Source organism: Flavobacterium adhaerens, from assembly GCF_040045115.1.
GTDB lineage: Bacteria > Bacteroidota > Bacteroidia > Flavobacteriales > Flavobacteriaceae > Flavobacterium > Flavobacterium adhaerens.
This window is the reverse complement of the sequence record NZ_JBDLZX010000001.1, coordinates 266,156-284,530: the sequence shown is the minus strand read 5'-3', so window position 1 is coordinate 284,530 and position 18,375 is coordinate 266,156. Positions and strand designations below refer to the sequence as shown.

15 protein-coding genes and 1 pseudogene are annotated in these 18,375 nt (G+C 33.0%); 7 read left to right on the top strand and 9 right to left on the bottom strand.

The features are described from left to right. Window positions 1-45: 45 nt before the first annotated feature. The 7 genes and pseudogenes from hisH to ABEB18_RS01245 all read right to left on the bottom strand — a co-directional run bounded on the left by hisH (window position 46) and on the right by ABEB18_RS01245 (window position 8,042). Complete coding sequence (gene hisH / locus ABEB18_RS01275) at window positions 46-627, bottom strand: imidazole glycerol phosphate synthase subunit HisH (protein ID WP_348797190.1); 582 nt, start codon at window positions 625-627, stop codon at window positions 46-48. A gap of 81 nt (window positions 628-708) precedes the next feature. Continuing rightward, window positions 709-1,845, bottom strand: a complete 1,137-nt coding sequence (gene hisB / locus ABEB18_RS01270; RefSeq protein ID WP_348797189.1) for a bifunctional histidinol-phosphatase/imidazoleglycerol-phosphate dehydratase HisB — start codon at window positions 1,843-1,845, stop codon at window positions 709-711. Window positions 1,846-1,931: 86 nt separating this feature from the next. Next, window positions 1,932-2,357, bottom strand: coding sequence for a DUF2846 domain-containing protein (locus ABEB18_RS01265; RefSeq protein WP_348797188.1), 426 nt, complete (start codon window positions 2,355-2,357; stop codon window positions 1,932-1,934). 18 nt (window positions 2,358-2,375) lie between these two features. Continuing rightward, on the bottom strand, window positions 2,376-3,422 hold the full coding sequence (gene hisC / locus ABEB18_RS01260; RefSeq protein ID WP_348797187.1) for a histidinol-phosphate transaminase: 1,047 nt from the start codon (window positions 3,420-3,422) through the stop codon (window positions 2,376-2,378). A gap of 99 nt (window positions 3,423-3,521) precedes the next feature. Further along, window positions 3,522-4,808, bottom strand: coding sequence for a histidinol dehydrogenase (gene hisD, locus ABEB18_RS01255; RefSeq protein WP_348797186.1), 1,287 nt, complete (start codon window positions 4,806-4,808; stop codon window positions 3,522-3,524). 83 nt (window positions 4,809-4,891) lie between these two features. Continuing rightward, a complete protein-coding gene (gene hisG / locus ABEB18_RS01250) occupies window positions 4,892-5,749 on the bottom strand; it encodes an ATP phosphoribosyltransferase (RefSeq protein WP_348797185.1) in 858 nt (285 codons plus the stop codon). Between the two features lie 317 nt (window positions 5,750-6,066). After that, a pseudogene (locus ABEB18_RS01245) lies at window positions 6,067-8,042 on the bottom strand (alpha-ketoacid dehydrogenase subunit alpha/beta). A gap of 154 nt (window positions 8,043-8,196) precedes the next feature. Here ABEB18_RS01245 and ABEB18_RS01240 point away from each other — a divergent pair. The 5 genes from ABEB18_RS01240 (at window position 8,197) to ABEB18_RS01220 (ending at window position 12,848) form a co-directional block, all read left to right on the top strand. After that, entirely contained in the window at window positions 8,197-9,147 is a 951-nt protein-coding gene (locus ABEB18_RS01240) for an isopenicillin N synthase family dioxygenase (RefSeq protein WP_348797184.1), read from the top strand. A 96-nt stretch (window positions 9,148-9,243) separates the two neighbouring features. Continuing rightward, complete coding sequence (locus ABEB18_RS01235) at window positions 9,244-9,573, top strand: translation initiation factor (protein ID WP_348797183.1); 330 nt, start codon at window positions 9,244-9,246, stop codon at window positions 9,571-9,573. Between the two features lie 96 nt (window positions 9,574-9,669). Then, entirely contained in the window at window positions 9,670-10,539 is an 870-nt protein-coding gene (locus tag ABEB18_RS01230) for a nucleoside phosphorylase (RefSeq protein ID WP_348797182.1), read from the top strand. A 107-nt stretch (window positions 10,540-10,646) separates the two neighbouring features. Next, the gene (locus ABEB18_RS01225) at window positions 10,647-11,771 is read left to right on the top strand and encodes an SDR family oxidoreductase (protein ID WP_348797181.1); all 1,125 of its coding nucleotides are present in this window, start codon (window positions 10,647-10,649) and stop codon (window positions 11,769-11,771) included. A gap of 144 nt (window positions 11,772-11,915) precedes the next feature. Continuing rightward, on the top strand, window positions 11,916-12,848 hold the full coding sequence (locus ABEB18_RS01220; protein WP_348797180.1) for a transglutaminase: 933 nt from the start codon (window positions 11,916-11,918) through the stop codon (window positions 12,846-12,848). Between the two features lie 21 nt (window positions 12,849-12,869). Here ABEB18_RS01220 and ung read toward each other — a convergent pair whose 3' ends face one another. Beyond that, a complete protein-coding gene (gene ung, locus ABEB18_RS01215; protein ID WP_348797179.1) occupies window positions 12,870-13,541 on the bottom strand; it encodes a uracil-DNA glycosylase in 672 nt (223 codons plus the stop codon). Window positions 13,542-13,652: 111 nt separating this feature from the next. Here ung and ABEB18_RS01210 point away from each other — a divergent pair, with 111 nt between their 5' ends. Both ABEB18_RS01210 and ABEB18_RS01205 read left to right on the top strand, forming a co-directional pair. Beyond that, on the top strand, window positions 13,653-15,818 hold the full coding sequence (locus ABEB18_RS01210) for an endonuclease MutS2 (protein WP_348797178.1): 2,166 nt from the start codon (window positions 13,653-13,655) through the stop codon (window positions 15,816-15,818). A 233-nt stretch (window positions 15,819-16,051) separates the two neighbouring features. After that, on the top strand, window positions 16,052-16,465 hold the full coding sequence (locus ABEB18_RS01205) for a thiol-disulfide oxidoreductase DCC family protein (RefSeq protein ID WP_348797177.1): 414 nt from the start codon (window positions 16,052-16,054) through the stop codon (window positions 16,463-16,465). 216 nt (window positions 16,466-16,681) lie between these two features. Here ABEB18_RS01205 and ettA read toward each other — a convergent pair whose 3' ends face one another. Further along, the gene (gene ettA / locus ABEB18_RS01200; protein WP_348797176.1) at window positions 16,682-18,373 is read right to left on the bottom strand and encodes an energy-dependent translational throttle protein EttA; all 1,692 of its coding nucleotides are present in this window, start codon (window positions 18,371-18,373) and stop codon (window positions 16,682-16,684) included. Window positions 18,374-18,375: the final 2 nt, after the last annotated feature.

Here is an 18,375-nt window from a genome sequence, read left to right as displayed (position 1 = left end):
GTCTTAAAGTTTGAAAGTTTAAAGTCGTAAAGTCCTTAACTTAAATTATAATTCAAGAAAATTTGCTAGAATTTTCTCCCCCACATCCCCACTTTTTTCAGGGTGAAATTGAGTTCCGAAAAAATTCTTATTTTCCAATGCTGATGAATATTCTACTTCATAATCGGTTATGGCTATGGTTTCAGCGCAAATTGGCGCATAAAAACTATGAACCAAATACATATATTCTTTTTCGGCAATTCCCTTGAACAAATCGGATTTTAGATTATAAATGACATTCCATCCCATTTGTGGTACTTTTACTTTTGGAGAAAACTTGACAACATTCACATCAAAAATCCCTAAGCCTTGAGTATTGCCTTCTTCCGAATGATTACACATTAATTGCATTCCTAGGCAAATTCCCAAAACAGGTTGCGTCAAAGTTGGAATCAAAGTATCCAAACCACTTTCTTTTAGCATTTTCATGGCATAACTCGCCTCTCCAACTCCCGGAAAAATCACTTTATCTGCCGATTTTATTTCGTCAGGATTATTGCTTAAAACCGCTTTGTATCCCAATCTTTCGATGGCAAACATAATGCTTTGAATATTTCCTGCTCCGTAATTTATAATTACTATTTTCACTTCTATAAGTTTTAAGTTTTAAGTCGTAAGTATTAAGTTTGAAAACTACTTAAACCTTACTAATTACGCCTTATGCCTTAATTAAAGCATTCCTTTCGTACTTGGCAAAATCATTTTCTCTGTATCACGTTTTACAGCTACTTTAATTGCTTTCGCAAAAGCTTTAAAGATGGCTTCAATTTTATGATGTTCGTTGTCACCTTCGGCTTTTACATTCAGATTTGCTTTGGCTCCATCTGTAAATGATTTAAAGAAGTGGAAAAACATTTCCGTTGGCATTTTGCCTACCATTTCACGTTTGAATTCCGTTTCCCAAATCAACCAATTTCTACCGCCAAAGTCAATCGCCACTTGTGCCAAACAATCATCCATTGGCAAACAGAAACCGTAGCGCTCAATTCCTAATTTATTCCCTAATGCTTTAGCAAAAACTTCACCCAAAGCAATTGCAGTATCTTCAATCGTATGATGCTCATCAACTTCTAAATCACCTTTGACTTTGATTTCTAAGTCCATTTGTCCATGACGAGAAATTTGGTCTAACATGTGGTCGAAAAAAGCAATTCCTGTATCGATTTTGCTTTTTCCTGTTCCATCCAAATTCAAATTGATATAAATATCGGTTTCGTGTGTTTTTCTGATAATCGAAGCAGTACGAGCTTCCAACTTTAAAAACTCATAGATTTTCTTCCAATCCATAGTTTGTAAAACGATAGTTGCATCCAATTCTTCTCTTTTCGAACTAATTTCATTGCTTCCAGCACCGTCTGTTGTGTTTAGGAAAATCGCTTTTGCGCCAAGGTTTTTAGCCAATTCTACATCGGTAAGTCTATCACCAAGCACAAAAGAATTAGCCAAATCGTAATTTGGATTGTCGATGTATTTGGTCAACATTCCTGTACGTGGTTTGCGAGTTGGTGCATTGTCTTCTGGGAAAGAACGATCGATAAAAATATCATCAAATAAAACACCTTCGTTTTCAAAAGCTCTCAATATGAAGTTTTGTGTTGGCCAAAAGGTATTTTCTGGAAAACTGTCAGTTCCCAATCCATCTTGGTTGGTTACCATTGCCAATTCGTAATCTAGTTCGTTGGCAATTTTAGCCAAATATTGAAAGGCTTTTGGGAAAAACTCCAATTTTTCCAAACTGTCTAACTGGTATCCTTCCGGTTCTAAAACAATCGTTCCGTCACGATCTATAAAAAGTACTTTTTTCATTGTTTATATTTTTTCAACACGAATTTCACCAATTTACACGAATTTGAAATTACTGAAATTCTAGCTGTCATATTTTATAATATTATTTAGTTACAGTCAGTGTCTTCTTTCATCTGCTCCATTTTATTTTTAGCAGTATTCTCGGTAATTTCTTCACAATAAACATTGTTTACCCATAAACCTGTTTCGAATACAATTTGAACATAAGTTATTTTTCCAGGAGCAACTTCAACTTCAAATTTTTCAGCTCCTTCTTTTGATTTTTGCCCGCCAAATTGAACTGAGCATGTATGCTTTCCTGCTGGAACTTCATGAATTGAATATTTTTTATTATTCAATTTACAAACAAATTTTTCGTCAATAAAAGTTTTGAAAGCCTGAGCTGATCCTGCAAAACCAGTTGAACGCAAAAAATAAATTTTACCTGTCTCAACTTTTTGCTCACTTTCTTGGGCTTTACTTACAGATACAATGGATAACGCTAATACAAATGCGAATACTATTTTTTTCATTATTGGGGCTTTTATATTTTAACTATTTTTTTTTAACGCTTCAATTAAACTCTGATTTTCCTCTTTCGTCCCAATAGTCAAACGCAAGGTGTTTTCGCAAAGTGGTTGTGTCGTTCTGTTACGAATTACGATCCCTTTTGAAATTAGTTCATCATAACGTTTATTGGCATCGTCTACTTTTATCAAGATAAAATTAGCTTCTGTAGGATAAATTTTTTCAACAAAATTTACTTCATTTAAAACTTTAAGTAAAGACTCTCTTTCTACCAAAATAGAAGTAATTTCACTCTTAATCTTAACTGTATCTTTAAGTCTTTCCAAAGCCCTTTGTTGAGTCAATTCGTTTACGTTGTAAGGTGGTTTTATTTTATTCAGAACTGCAATTATTTCGGCAGAAGCATAACAAATTCCCAAACGAATTCCTGCCAAACCATAAGCTTTTGACAATGTCTGTGTAATAATCAAATTTGGATATTGATTCAGTTTTTCTAACCAACTTACTTTATCTGAAAAGTCAATATAAGCCTCGTCAATCACCACAAATCCGTTGAATTTTTCCAATAAAGTAGTTACACTTTCTGCGGTAAAAGAATTTCCTGTTGGATTATTTGGTGAACACAGAAAGATGATTTTGGTATTTTCATCAACAGCTTCTAAAATCTTTTTTACTTGAGGCTGAAAATCTGTAGTTAATAAAACTTCTCTGTTTTCAATATTATTCAGGTTTGACAAAACACTATACATTCCATAAGTTGGAGGCAAAGTGATTACATTATCAATTTTAGGTTCACAAAAAGCTCTGAACAATAAATCCAGTACTTCGTCACTTCCGTTTCCAAGTAAAATTTGGTTTTGATTTACATTATTATTCTTTGCCAAAACCGCTTTTACACTGCTTTGTTGCGGGTCGGGATAACGGTTTACGCCATTTTGATACGGATTTTCATTGGCATCCAAAAAAATCATATCGGCAGTATCAAAATCCTCAAATTCATCACGTGCCGATGAGTACGGTTTCATCAGCTTTACGTTTTCACGGACTAAATTATTTATATCGAAATTCATTGTTTATTTTTTAAGAAGAAAATAGAAAAAAGAGAATAGAATATAGACTTAAAAACTAGTTCAAATCATCTTCAATCAATTTTCTATATTCTTTGTTCATTACTCTCCTATCTTATTCAATCTCAAAGTAACAGCATTCTTATGTGCCTGTAGCCCTTCAGCCTCAGCCATAATTTCAATCGCATTTCCTATATTTTGAATACCTTTTTCGGAAATTTTTTGAAAAGTCATCGACTTCATAAAACTATCCAAATTCACACCGCTGTAATTCTTAGCATATCCATTGGTTGGTAGCGTATGATTAGTTCCCGATGCATAATCACCAGCACTTTCTGGAGTGTAATTTCCAATAAAAACAGAACCTGCGTTGCCAATATTATTCACATAGAAATCTTCGTCTTTGGTACAAATGATAAAGTGTTCTGGACCGTATTCGTCGATTAAATCTAAAGCAATTTTATCGTTTTCTACATAAATCAATTTCGAATTTTCAATAGCTTTCTCGGCGATGGCTTTTCTTGGAAGAACCTCCAATTGAGCCTGCACTTCTTTTTCTACTTCATCGATCAAACGTTTTGAAGTAGAAACCAAAATCACTTGGCTATCTGTTCCGTGTTCTGCCTGAGATAACAAATCGGAAGCTACAAATGAAGCATTAGCTGAATCATCCGCTACAACTAACAATTCTGAAGGTCCAGCAGGCATATCAATTGCTACTCCAAATTGAGTCGCCAATTGTTTGGCTACTGTTACAAATTGGTTTCCTGGCCCAAATATTTTATACACTTTTGGGATAGTTTCGGTTCCGAAAGTCATTCCTGCTATGGCTTGTATCCCCCCCACTTTAAGGATTTTAGTTACACGACATAAATATGCTGCATACATAATTGCTGGATTTATGTTTCCATTTTTATCTGGAGGCGAACACAAAACTACTTCTTTGCAACCTGCTAAATTTGCTGGAACAGCTAGCATCAGAACTGTTGAAAACAAAGGCGCTGTTCCGCCAGGAATATATAAACCAATTTTTTGAATTGGTCTTTTTTCTTGCCAACAGTTAACTCCTTCGGTTGTTTCAATTGCAATTTTATTGGTTTTTTGGGCAGCGTGAAATTTTTCGATATTGGATTTTGCCAATTGAATAGCTTCTTTCAATTCTTTAGAGATCGAAGCGATGGCTATGGCGATTTCTGTTTGTGAAACCTCTAAAACAGGAACCGAAACTCCGTCAAAAAGAGAAGTATATTTTGCTACAGCGAAATCCCCTTTGGCTTGTACTTCCTTAAAAATTCCTTTCACAGTAGCTTCAATATCGTCAACAGTTTTGGTGGGTCTTTCTAAAAGGGCAGACCAAGTTTCGGGTTTTGGATTGTATATTTTGTTCATAAATTTTAGTTTAAAAGTTTAAGGGTTCAAAGTTGTTCAACTCTAAATACTTACTACTTATTACTTACTAATTCATCCTTAAATTAAAGCACCATTTTTTCGATTGGGCAAACCAAAATTCCTTCGGCTCCAACTTCTTTCAACTGGTCAATTACTTCCCAAAAAGTATCTTTGTCTATTACAGAGTGTACACTACTCCACCCTTCCTGAGCCAAAGGTAATACTGTTAAACTTCGTAAAACTGGGAGGATTTTTCCAACCTCCTCTATTTTATCATTAGGAACATTCATCAATATATATCTTGATTTTCTGGCTCTAAGAACAGACTGAATTCTAAATTTTAAGGTATTTATCAGTTTTTGATTTTCGGCATTAATTTTTGGAGAAACAGCTAAAACAGCTTCACTTTTCAAAATAACTTCTACTTCTTTTAAGTTGTTTTTGAATAAAGTACTTCCGCTAGAAACAATATCAACAATACCGTCGGCCAATCCAATATTTGGAGCGATTTCTACCGAACCCGAAATTTGATGAATATCAACAGTCATTCCGAATTTATTGAAATAATCGATTACGGTATTTGGGTAAGATGTCGCAATTCGCATTCCATCAAGGTCTTTAATAGAATTATATTGAAAAGTTTTTGGAACCGCAACCGATACCCTACATTTTGAAAAACCAAGTTTTTCGACAACTTGAATTCCTTTTCCTTTTTCGACCAAAAGATTGTCTCCAACAATGGCTGCATCAACAACACCATCTATCAAATATTGAGGGATATCTGAATTTCTAAGAAATAGAACTTCTAATGGAAAATTGGTTGCTTCGGCTTTCAATTGATCATTTCCGTTGTCAATTGAGATTCCACAGTCTTTAAGGATTTGGATACTTTCTTCGTTTAAACGTCCTGATTTTTGAATCGCAATTTTAAGTGTACTCATTGTCTGTTTCTTGTTTGTGGTTTTAATTAATAGTTTGAGTACAAAGAATTAGGTAATAAAAAACCCGTTTGATTGTACTCAAACGGGTTTTAGATTATTGTGATTTACACGCATACCATTAACACATCGCTTGAGAGCAATTATGTAAATGATGATGATGTAATTGATTTGATAACATAATTTTGTAAAAATTAGATAACTCTTTGTTTCTTTTGCAAATATAGAGTATAAATTTCTTAAAATCCAATTTTTATTTTAACATAACGATATGTATTTGTTAAATTTAAAATTCAACTCTAAGGAATTTGAGTCTCAATTTAATAACTCAATAAAGATTTTAATTCTAATTCGAATCTATTTTTAGGTAAAAATTGATCTTCTAAAGCTCTAGAAAAAGGAATGGGCGAATCTAAACTGGCGATACGTTTGACTGGGGCGTCTAAATATTCAAAACAGTTTTCCATTATTAAAGCCGAAATATCACTAGCAATACCACCAAACAAAGTGTCTTCTTGATAAATTATTGCTTTTCCCGTTTTTCGAACCGATTTGTATATTGCTTCGGTATCCAAAGGTTGTAATGTTCTTAAATCTAAAACATCAGCATTGATATTTGGATTTTCGTTTAAAGTTTCTAAAGCCCAATGCACAGCAGCTCCAAATGCGATTATTGTAATACTTTCCCCTTCTCTTAATAAGGCCGCTTTACCGAATGGAATGGTATAATAATCTTTCGGAACTTCTTGCATTAAACTGCGATATAATTGTTTGTGTTCGAAAAAAGAACGGGATTTGGGTCGTTGATGGCGGTGTTGAGTAAACCTTTTGCATCGTAAGGAAATGTAGGATACACGACTTTTAAACCTGGTGTTTTGGTAAACCAAGCTTCATTAGTTTGAGAATGAAATGGTCCTGCTTGAGTACCTGCTCCACAGGGCATTCGGATTACTACATCGGCTTTTTCTAACCAACGATAATGAGATTTGGCTAATAAATTAACGATTGGGTTGAATCCTGTAGAAACAAAATCAGCAAACTGCATTTCAACAATTGACTTAAAACCATTAATTGACAATCCCATAGCAGCAGAAACAACAGCACTTTCGCAAATAGGTGTATTTCTAACTCTATTTTTACCAAATTGTTCTACAAAACCATCGGTGATTTTAAATGCCCCTCCATATTCAGCAATATCTTGCCCCATGATAACTAATGTTTCATGTTTCTCCATCGATTGACGTAAACTGCTGGAAATAGCATCTATAAATCGAATGTTTTCAACTTCTTGAGATGGTTTAAAGTCCTCATATTCATACGGTTTGTAAACATCATTTAATTCTTCTTCGTACGATGGAATTATTTCTGGTTCTTCGTTTGTTATTGACCAAGATTCGTCAATTTCATTCTTTATTTCTTCTTTTATTTGAGCATCATATTCTGAAGTGAGAATGTCATTTGCAAGCAAATAATTTCTATAATTTTCTACAGGATCTTTGCTTGCCCATTCTGTTATCAATTCCTGAGGGACATATTTTGTACCGCTTGCTTCTTCATGTCCTCTCATTCTGAAAGTTTTAAACTCTAACAATACTGGTCTTGGATTCCGAGATACTGATATTTTTAATTCAGATATTAAATTATACACATCCAGAATATTGTTTCCGTTTACAATATAGCTTTCAATTCCGTATCCAACTCCTTTGTCGGCTAGATTCTGACAGCGATATTGTTCATGAGTTGGTGTAGATAATCCATAACCGTTATTTTCGATGACAAAAAGAACTGGTAAATCCCAAACGGCAGCAATATTTAATGCTTCATGAAAATCGCCTTCGCTAGTTGCTCCTTCTCCAGTAAAAACGGCGGTTAATTTTCCGTTCTTTTTTAGTTTGTTGGCCAATGCAATTCCATCAGCGATACCGAGTTGGGGTCCAAGATGCGATATCATTCCTATAATATTATACTCTTGAGTACCAAAATGAAAACTTCTGTCTCTTCCTTTTGTAAAACCATTGGCTTTGCCTTGCCATTGTGAAAACAATCGGTTCAAAGGGATATCTCTACCAGTGAAAACACCAAGGTTACGATGCATTGGCAAAATATATTCATCGTGATCTAATGCGGCTGTAATTCCAACTGATATCGCTTCTTGTCCAATTCCAGAAAACCATTTGGAGACTTTTCCTTGGCGAATGAGAATTAGCATTTTTTCTTCGACCAATCTTGGCTTAAGAATTCTTTCATATAAATCTAATAGTGCTTCGTTGGATAGGTTTTTTCGATCAAAATGCATTTGAATTTTTTTTGGTTTCTCAAAGATAAAAAATACAACAATATCTAATCCTAATGTTGTATTTTTTTGAAAACTAAAAAAATATATGCCTTATTTTTTTATATTTGTTCTCTCGAAGTTTAAGACTTCATAAGTATTAAATACATTCATAAATATGCAAAACATTCCTAGTGTTGACTTGCGTGATTTCCTTTCGGACGACCCGAAACGTAAACAAAAATTTGTAAATGAAATCGGAAGTGCATTCGAAGATATAGGCTTCGTAGCGCTCAAAGGGCATTTTTTAAACGATCAATTAGTTGATGAGTTGTATGGCGAAATTAGAAAGTTTTTTTCGTTGCCATTAGAAACAAAACACAGCTACGAAATTCCTGACATTGGAGGACAAAGAGGATATGTTTCCTTTGGAAAAGAACATGCTAAAGGCCGAAAAGAAGGGGATTTAAAAGAATTTTGGCATTTTGGTCAATATGTAGATTCTGATTCAAAATATGCCAAAGAATATCCAGAAAATGTTCAAGTAAAAGAATTACCACGCTTTAATATTGTGGGCAAAGAAGCATACCAAATGCTTGAAAAAACGGGTGTTTATGTCCTGAGAGCTTTGGCTTTACATCTTGGATTGGATGAATTTTATTTCGACCAATATGCCAAAGATGGAAATTCGATTCTAAGACCAATACACTACCCTCCTATTACATCAGAACCAGAAAATGCAATCAGAGCAGCTGCTCATGGTGATATCAACTTAATCACTTTGTTGATGGGTGCTCAAGGTAAAGGATTACAGGTTCAAAATCATAATGGAGATTGGATCGATGCGATTGCTGAACCCGATGAATTAGTCATTAATGTTGGCGATATGTTATCAAGACATACGAATAACAAATTAAAATCGACTATTCATCAAGTAGTAAATCCTCCAAGAGAATTATGGGGAACATCTCGATACTCTATTCCATTTTTTATGCATCCTGTGAGTGATATGAAATTAGATTGTTTAGAAAATTGTATCGATGCTGAAAACCCAAAAAAATTCGATGATATTACAGCAGGTGAATATTTATACGAACGATTGGTCGATTTAGGTTTGATTAAAAAATAAAATCTTTCAAAGAATAACTAAAGATTCCAAATATCAATACTATAAATTGGTATTTGGAATTGTTTTTTAAATTTGGTTTCAAAATAAATTATAAAAATGGATTTAAAAGATCAATTAAAGAATCTTTTTCCTGACCACGAGATGGCTCCAGAAGAAGAGATAGAACAAGAAGCACATCAGTTATATGTTCAAAAAGAACCTATGATTTGTAAATACGAAAAGAGAAAAGGAAAAGCCACAACAATCATCGAAGGCTACGAAGGAACTGATGAAGATTTTAAAATTTTGGCCAAAGAAATCAAAACTAAACTAAGTGTTGGCGGGACTTTTAAAGAAGGTTCTATTATCATTCAAGGGGATTATCGTGATAAAATAATGACTATTTTAAAGGACAAAGGCTTTAAAGTAAAACGTGTTGGAGGGTAAAAAAGTTTAACGTTTAAGGTTTGAAGTTGTTTTAAAATAAAGACAACTTTTGAACATTAAACAATATTAAACTTAAAACAATATTAAACTTAAAAAATGATTCAACAATCCGAATTAATACTCAATCCTGACGGGAGCGTGTATCATCTTAACCTGAAACCCGAAAATATTGCCCAAGACATTATTTTTGTTGGGGATCAGGATAGAGTCGAAAAAATTACTAAGCATTTTGATTCGATTGAATTTTCTACTCAAAAAAGAGAATTCAAAACCCAAACAGGCACTTACAAAGGGAAACGCCTAACGGTACTATCAACAGGAATAGGCTCCGATAATATTGATATTGTTCTCAATGAATTGGATGCATTGGTCAATATTGATTTAGAAAACAGAAAACCAAAACAAGAATTAACCTCATTGAATATCATCAGAATCGGAACATCAGGTTCTTTGCAAGCCGATATTCCTGTAGATAGTTTTGTGATGTCGCAGTTTGCTATCGGGCTTGATAATATGCTTCGCTCCTATTTGGTTCATGAAGTTACTAATAAGGAAATTGAAAATGCATTTATGGAACAAACCAATTGGGATTTACGAAAAGGAAGACCAACCGTTGTTTCGTGTTCTTTAATTTTAGCTCAAAATATTTTTAGTGATAAAATATATAAAGGTATAACGGCTACAGCAGGTGGTTTTTATGGTCCTCAAGGAAGAATTTTACGGTTGAATATTCAAGATGAAAATTTAAATTCAAAAATGGATAATTTTCTTTTTGAAGGTAATCGAATAACAAATTTAGAAATGGAAACATCAGCCATATATGGACTATCGGCTCTTTTAGGACACCAAGCATTATCATTAAATGCTATAATTGCTAATCGATCAAACGGTACTTTTAGTCATGATCCGAATAAAGCTATAGAAGAATTAATTCTATATACACTCGATAAAATTTCCTCAAAATAATTATTTTTTTCATTGAATTAGCAACAAAGTTCCCTTTTTAAGTTCTTTTTTTAATGGTGTGGCTATGCTATAAAATTTATATTTGCATTTAAAAAAGTAAATCAACAATGAAAATAATTCTTACCGGTGCTACTGGAGTTTTGGGTTCACATGTAATGTATGAGTTTCTAGAACTATTTGTTAAACAAAATAATGGTGATAAACTGTTTATTCTTGCAAGAAGCAAAGGAAATACAACTGCAATCGAACGCATCAATGAATTATTGACTAGTGATTACACTCCTTCTATTTTGAAAAAAAGTGGTTTAGAAACACTTTATCATTATATTGAAATTATAGATTCAGATTTATCTAATCTTCAGGGTACTTTTTCTGAAAAAATAAAAGGAGCATATTTTATTCATTCGGCAGGGTATGTAAATTTATCTACTGATGAAAAATTGAGAAAGAAAATTTTTGATCAAAATGCCAAAATTACTCAATCTCTTTTCAAAACGTTTCATCCTTTTATTACAAAATTTATTTACATCGGGACAGCATTTTCCTCTGGAATTCGAAAAGGATTGATTGATAATGATTTTCATAATTTAGGTTTTACACCAAAACATCGTAATGCCTACGAAAATGCCAAATTTCATTCTGAAAATTTCATTGCGCAAGAATGTAGAACGTTAGGTTTACCTTTTCAAATACTGAGACCAAGCGTAATTGGTGGAAAAATGTTGGGGAATGAAAGTCTTTATTTTATTCCAAAATATATGGTTTTTTATCTTTTGGCCAAGTTTTTTCACTTTACATCCCAACGCAAAGGCAAACAGGAAAATGTACGTTTTATTATCAATGAAGAAACAGGTTTGAATATTATTCCAGTAGATTATGTTGCCAAAGTAATTGTAAACACTTTTGAACGTAACGATATCGAACAATTAAACATCGTTAATAATAAGAGTTTTAATATCGTAAAAGGTTTACAGCTAATCATGAAAGAAGTAGGTTATACCAATTTTACTTTGATAAAAAATCCATTGGATTTTAAATACACAAACACCATCGAAAAGTTGTACTATGAAAGCATTGGAAAGCACTTAAAACCTTATTTTGTAACCAATGCCAACGAATACGATACTACATTATTGAATTCAATTCTTGAAATTCCAAAGCTGGATAACGAAGCTTTTTCTAATATGATTCGATATGCTATTGCCAATGATTTTAAGGATATAAATGTTTAGTTTTTTTCTGTTTTTAAAGGACTTTTTCCATAAAAGTTTAAGTGTTTCTCATTCAAAAATATTTCAAAACAGTAATTTGAATTAGAAATTATCGCTAAAAAACGGTACTTTTACAAAAAAGCAATCTTCCCGTTTTTGGGTATTATGACACAATTTAGCATAACTAATTTTCAAAATCTAAAATCCAAGTTTCAATTGAAAAAACCTTGGGATAGTTTTGTTATCTTGTTTTTAAGTATCCTTATTACAATACCTTCATTTATTGTTTTTCATCAAAATTTAATAGATCCCCAATGGTACTTCGGATTGGATCGAGTACTATTATTTCTTCTAGTTTTGGGTGCAGTTTATGGAATTTTATATTTATTAAGAACCATTATTATCATTTGTTTGGCACTTTATTTTTTGGTGTTAATATATGGCAGTTTTTTTGGGAATTTTGGTTTCAATTCTGTCTATGATGATTACAATGCCATGTTGTATTCTATGAATAATAATCCGTTTCCTCAGGATATAATTATTGCTAAGTTATTGCCTTTTCCTAACAAAAGTGAAATAGTAAGAGCTATTGAATATAAGAGTCCAAAAGTTCGGAATTTTGCAATAATGGCAACAGTAAAACATTTTAAAGATGTAAAAGGATATCCAGAATATCGAAATTTAATTCAATGTTTTGCAGTTTTCAAAGAAATAAATAGCCGTTGGCATTATGTAAACGATCCTAAAAACGATGATTATATTGCAACTGCCCAAGAATCTTTACATTATTTTTCTGGAGATTGTGACGATCATTCGATATTGATGGCAGCTAGTATCAAATCTATCGGAGGAATGCCAAGGCTTATCCATACCAAAGGGCATATTTATCCAGAAATTTTAATTGGAGGTATTAATGATCTTGAAAAAATAAATTTTTTAATCAAAAATGTCTTGTTTGTTAATGAAAGCCGAAACAAACAACTTAATTATCATATAGACGAACACAATCAGGTATGGTTGAATCTTGATTATACAGCCAAATATCCTGGAGGGCCTTTTATGTACGAAGAGATATTGGGGGCTTTGACTTTGGATTAAAAAAATTATAAAAAATATGGATTAGATCCAATCAATTTTCTTAAAATTATGTTTTTCTAAATATAGATTTGCTTGGCTAAAATGTTTGTTCCCAAACCACTTTCCCTGATTGGCACTCATAGGCGAAGGATGTCCTGATTCTAAGACAAGATGTTTGTTTCTATCAATTTTTACTCCTTTTTTTTGGGCAAAACTACCCCAAAGCATGAAAACAACATTGTCTTTTTTATCCGAAATTTTTTGAATCACAGCATCTGTAAACAAATTCCATTTGAGATGTTTGTGGCTATTTGGGATGTCTTTTCTAACAGTCAATCCAGCATTAAGTAGTAGAACACCTTGTTTGGCCCAATTTTCTAAATTTCCAGATGTAGGCATAAAAATAGAATCCAAATCATCGTTTATTTCTCTAAAAATATTACGTAATGAGGGTGGAATTTTGACAGCATCATTTACCGAAAAGGACAACCCATTGGCTTCTCCAACTCCATGATAAGGATCCTGACCAATGACAACAACTCGCACAGAATCAAAAGTACAGCTATTAAAAGCCGAAAAAATTAACTCTTTTGGAGGAAAACAAACAGTAGTTCGATATTCTTCATCAACAGTTTTTATCAAATCAGTAAAATAAGGTTTAGCTATTTCATCTGATAAAACAGATTGCCAGGAAGAGTTCAAATTGAGATTCATAAAGTATATTTTACCGTAAAGTTCGTAAAGTTTTTGTAAAGACAGCTAAGAAAATGGTTTTTGACTTTTTTACTTTGTAACTTTGAAGCTTTGATTTTGATTTAAATTTAAATGATATCCATTACCGAAAAAACATTACAAGACTTACAATTTCCAACAGTTTTAGAAACCATTTCCGAAATTTGTAATACCGACATTGGAAAACAAAAAGCCTTAGAAATAACCCCGTTTCGAGACAAAGAAACTTTGATGAGTGCATTGTTGCAGACTTCGGAGTATGTCTCGTCTTTTCAAAATAATAATGCAATTCCAAATCATAGTTTTGATGCTATTAGTTATGAAATAAAATTTTTAGCCATCGAAGATAGTTTTCTAGAAGTGGGAAGTTTCAGGAAAATCGCCAATATTTCAGAAACAACAAATGTACTTTTGACTTTCTTAAATAAATTCAACGACTATTATCCTAGTCTTTACACCAAAAGCTCAACTGTAGAGTTAACCAAAGATATAGTCAAATTTATTGATGTGGTGGTTGATAAATACGGAGAAATAAAAGACAATGCTTCTCCTCAACTATCCGAAATTAGGAAAAGTATGAATCTGGTTCGAGGAAAAGTGAATCAGAGTTTTGGAGTTGCTTTGTCTCATTATAATTCATTGGGTTATCTAGATGACATCAAGGAAAGTTTTGTCGAAAATCGTAGGGTTTTAGCAGTTTTGGCTATGTATAGGCGAAAAGTAAGAGGTTCTATTTTGGGGAGTTCTAAAACAGGAAGTATTGCCTATATGGAACCCGAAGCTACTTTGAAATATTCTCGTGAGTTAAGCAATTTGGAATATGAAGAAAAGGAAGAAATTACCCGAATTCTAAAACAATTATCCAATCAAATTCGACCTTTTTTATCTTTGCTCGTTCAATATCAGGATTTCTTGAGTGATATTGATGTAGTGGCTGCCAAGGCAAAATATGCCAATAAAATAAATGGAATTTTACCAACAATTACCGATGAAAGAAGATTGTTTTTTAGAGATGCCTTTCATCCTATTTTGTATTTAAACAACAAAGAAAAAAAGGAAATCACTTATCCGCAAACCATAGAATTAAGTCAAGACAACAGAATTATTGTGATTTCTGGACCTAATGCTGGTGGAAAAACCATTTCGATGAAAACCGTAGGATTACTTCAATTAATGTTGCAGTCTGGGATGTTAATTCCTGTTCATGAACGAAGTGAAACCTTTTTGTTTGATAGAATTTTAACCGATATTGGAGATAATCAATCTATTGAAAATCACTTAAGTACATATAGTTACCGCCTTAAAAACATGAATTACTTTTTGAAAAAATGTAATCGCAAAACGATGTTTTTAATAGATGAATTTGGAACTGGTTCTGACCCTGAATTAGGTGGTGCATTAGCTGAAATTTTCCTTGAAGAATTTTACCATAGAGAAGCTTTTGGGTTAATTACTACTCATTATTCCAATCTGAAAATTCTAGCTAACGAACTACCTTATGCTACCAATGCAAATATGTTGTTTGATGAAAAATCGTTAGAACCCATGTATAAATTGGTTTTAGGACAAGCAGGAAGTTCATTTACTTTTGAAGTAGCTCAGAAAAACGGAATCCCTTTTGGTTTAATCAATCGGGCAAAAAAGAAAATCGAAGTGGGGAAAGTACGCTTTGATAAAACCATTGCAAATCTTCAAAAAGAGCGTTCGAAGCTAGAAAAAACTTCTCTTAATTTAAAAGAAGAAGAAACCCGTGCTCGTGAAGAAAGCAAAAAGATGGAAAACATCAATACAAAAATTCAGCAAAAACTGGAAAGCTATCAAGAGTTATATGATAGTAATCAGAAAATAATTTACATCGGACAAAAAATTGATGATATTGCTGAGAAATATTTTAACAACAAAAACAAAAAAGAACTCATTGGTGAATTTTTGAAAATTGTAGAGATCGAAAATTCGAAACGCAAAAAAATAACTCCTAAAGAAATCAAAGCCAAAGTAGAAAAGAAAAAGGAAATTATTAAAGAAGTAGAAATTAAAGTTGAAGAAATCCGAAAAGAGAAAAAGGAGAAAAAATTAAAACCTGTTGTGGAAAAACCAAAGCCAATTCTAAAAGTAGGAGATCGTGTCCGAATGCTGGATGGAAAATCTGTTGGTAGCATTGATAAAATTGAAAAAAATAAGGCTGTGGTAAATTATGGCTTGTTTACCTCAAAAGTAAGTTTGGAAGAATTGGAATTAGTAGAAGCAGTCAAAAAATAATTTTCAGTCTTCAGCTTTTTGCGGTTAATTATGATTATATTGTTGTAAAAAAATCAAAAATTAAAATTAAGCGATTTAAGTATTGATTTTTAAAATTTCTACTAAGAACATCACAGATTTAAAATACGTCCTTAAAATTGATTTATGAAAGCTGTTTTTATTTAAAAAATTTATACTGAAATTTATTTTGATAGAGAAAATAAATGACGTATTTTCATCTCAATAAAATTAAAATGCTTAATCTTCCACCAAATAAAAAAATAATCCTCTTCGATGGTGTTTGCAATTTGTGTAATTCGGCTGTGCAATTTGTAATTCAGCATGATAAAAATGATATTTTTAGATTTGTAGCATTACAATCTGAATTGGGACAGGAAATTTTAAACTATATCGGAATTGATTCAGCCAATATTGATAGTATTATTTTGTACGAACCTGGAGTTGCTTACTATTATAAATCATCTGCCGCAATTCAAATAGCCAAACATCTTGGTGGGTTTTGGCATTTCGGAACCGTTTTTAAAATCATTCCAAACGGAATCAGAAATTTACTTTATGATTATGTGGCTAAAAATCGTTACAAATGGTACGGTAAAAAAGAAAGTTGCATGATTCCAACTCCTGAATTGAAAGTGAAGTTTTTGTAATTTCTGCACGCAGATTTTAACAGATTTAAGCAGACTTTTTACTGAAAAATTTATTTTGAAACCGAAGCCCTTAGCCCTGATGGGAACGGCATCCTTTTTATTTTTTCTTTAAAAATAAAAAGATACAGTGTACAGCAGGAAATAGCTCCTGAAAAACATAAAAAAGCCTCAAATTTTAATAGAATCTGAGGCTTTCTGATTTATAAAAATCAATTATTATCGAATCAATTTTCTGTATTTGATACGTTTTGGAGTCAAATCACCACCTAAGCGTTTCTTTTTATTTTCTTCATATTCGGTGAAACTTCCTTCAAAGAAATATACTTCAGAATCACCTTCGAAAGCTAAAATGTGCGTACAGATTCTGTCCAAGAACCATCTGTCGTGAGAGATTACAACGGCACATCCTGCAAAATTTTCTAAACCTTCCTCTAATGCTCGAAGTGTATTTACGTCCAAGTCGTTCGTAGGCTCATCTAGTAACAATACGTTTCCTTCTTCTTTCAAAGTCATGGCCAAGTGCAAACGGTTACGCTCACCACCCGAAAGCATTGAAACTTTTTTGTTTTGCTCACCGCCACCAAAGTTGAAACGTGATAAGTAAGCTCTGGAGTTTACTTGTTTACCTCCCATCATGATTAACTCCTGACCGTCTGCGAAGTTTTCCCAGATTGATTTATTTGGATCGATATTAGCGTGTGATTGGTCAACATAAGCGATTTTTACAGTTTCTCCAACAGAGAATTCTCCGCTATCTGTAGCCTGCTCTCCCATAATCATTTTGAAAATAGTCGATTTACCAGCACCGTTAGGCCCTATAATTCCAACGATTCCAGCTTGTGGTAAAGTGAAGTTTAAGTTATCATACAACAATTTATCTCCAAAAGCTTTGGCAACATTTTTCGCTTCGATAACATTAGTTCCCAAACGAGGACCATTTGGAATATAAATTTCTAACTTTTCGTCTAATTGTTTTTGGTCTTCATTCAAGAGTTTGTCGTAGTTCTGCAAACGTGCTTTTTGTTTTGTCTGACGACCTTTAGCTCCCTGACGAACCCAATCTAACTCTCTTTCTAATGTTTTTCTACGTTTTGAAGCTACTTTTTCCTCTTGCTCTAAACGTTTTGATTTTTGATCCAACCAAGAAGAATAATTTCCTTTCCACGGAATACCCTCTCCTCTATCCAACTCTAAAATCCAACCCGCAACGTTGTCTAAGAAATAACGGTCGTGCGTAACGGCAATTACCGTTCCTGCATATTGTGCCAAGTGCTGCTCTAACCAAAGTACCGACTCTGCATCCAAGTGGTTGGTAGGCTCATCTAGAAGCAATACATCAGGCTGTTGTAACAACAAACGACACAAAGCTACACGGCGACGCTCTCCACCCGAAAGGTTTTTGATTGGTGTATCACCATCTGGAGTACGCAACGCATCCATGGCAATTTCTAATTTGGTGTCGATTTCCCAAGCACCCAAAGCATCAATTTTGTCTTGCAAAGCTGCTTGACGCTCCATCAATTTATCCATTTTATCTGGATCTGAATAGTTTTCTTCAAGACCAAATAAATCATTGATTTGGTTGTATTCATCCAAAACAGCCATAGTCTCTGCTGCTCCTTCACGAACAATTTCGATAACTGTTTTTGATTCGTCCAAAATTGGTTCTTGCTCCAAATAACCTACTTTGTATCCTGGCTGAAAAACAACATCTCCCTGGTAGTTTTTGTCAACTCCAGCAATAATTTTTAAAAGAGAAGATTTACCTGAACCATTTAAACCTAAAATACCAATTTTGGCTCCGTAAAAGAAACTCAAATAAATATTCTTAAGTACTGGTTTATCGGCTCCTTGATAGGTTTTGCTCAATTTTTGCATTGAGAAAATGACCTTTTTATCGTCTGACATAT

Bases quoted from the DNA above. Each gene is read 5' to 3' on its own strand.
- hisB (WP_348797189.1), bottom strand. From the start codon at position 1,845: ATGAAAAAAGTACTTTTTATAGATCGTGACGGAACGATTGTTTTAGAA.
- ABEB18_RS01265 (WP_348797188.1), bottom strand. From the start codon at position 2,357: ATGAAAAAAATAGTATTCGCATTTGTATTAGCGTTATCCATTGTATCT.
- hisC (WP_348797187.1), bottom strand. From the start codon at position 3,422: ATGAATTTCGATATAAATAATTTAGTCCGTGAAAACGTAAAGCTGATG.
- hisD (WP_348797186.1), bottom strand. From the start codon at position 4,808: ATGAACAAAATATACAATCCAAAACCCGAAACTTGGTCTGCCCTTTTA.
- hisG (WP_348797185.1), bottom strand. From the start codon at position 5,749: ATGAGTACACTTAAAATTGCGATTCAAAAATCAGGACGTTTAAACGAA.
- ABEB18_RS01240 (WP_348797184.1), top strand. From the start codon at position 8,197: ATGCAAAACATTCCTAGTGTTGACTTGCGTGATTTCCTTTCGGACGAC.
- ABEB18_RS01235 (WP_348797183.1), top strand. From the start codon at position 9,244: ATGGATTTAAAAGATCAATTAAAGAATCTTTTTCCTGACCACGAGATG.
- ABEB18_RS01230 (WP_348797182.1), top strand. From the start codon at position 9,670: ATGATTCAACAATCCGAATTAATACTCAATCCTGACGGGAGCGTGTAT.
- ABEB18_RS01225 (WP_348797181.1), top strand. From the start codon at position 10,647: ATGAAAATAATTCTTACCGGTGCTACTGGAGTTTTGGGTTCACATGTA.
- ABEB18_RS01220 (WP_348797180.1), top strand. From the start codon at position 11,916: ATGACACAATTTAGCATAACTAATTTTCAAAATCTAAAATCCAAGTTT.
- ung (WP_348797179.1), bottom strand. From the start codon at position 13,541: ATGAATCTCAATTTGAACTCTTCCTGGCAATCTGTTTTATCAGATGAA.
- ABEB18_RS01210 (WP_348797178.1), top strand. From the start codon at position 13,653: ATGATATCCATTACCGAAAAAACATTACAAGACTTACAATTTCCAACA.
- ABEB18_RS01205 (WP_348797177.1), top strand. From the start codon at position 16,052: ATGCTTAATCTTCCACCAAATAAAAAAATAATCCTCTTCGATGGTGTT.
- ettA (WP_348797176.1), bottom strand. From the start codon at position 18,373: ATGTCAGACGATAAAAAGGTCATTTTCTCAATGCAAAAATTGAGCAAA.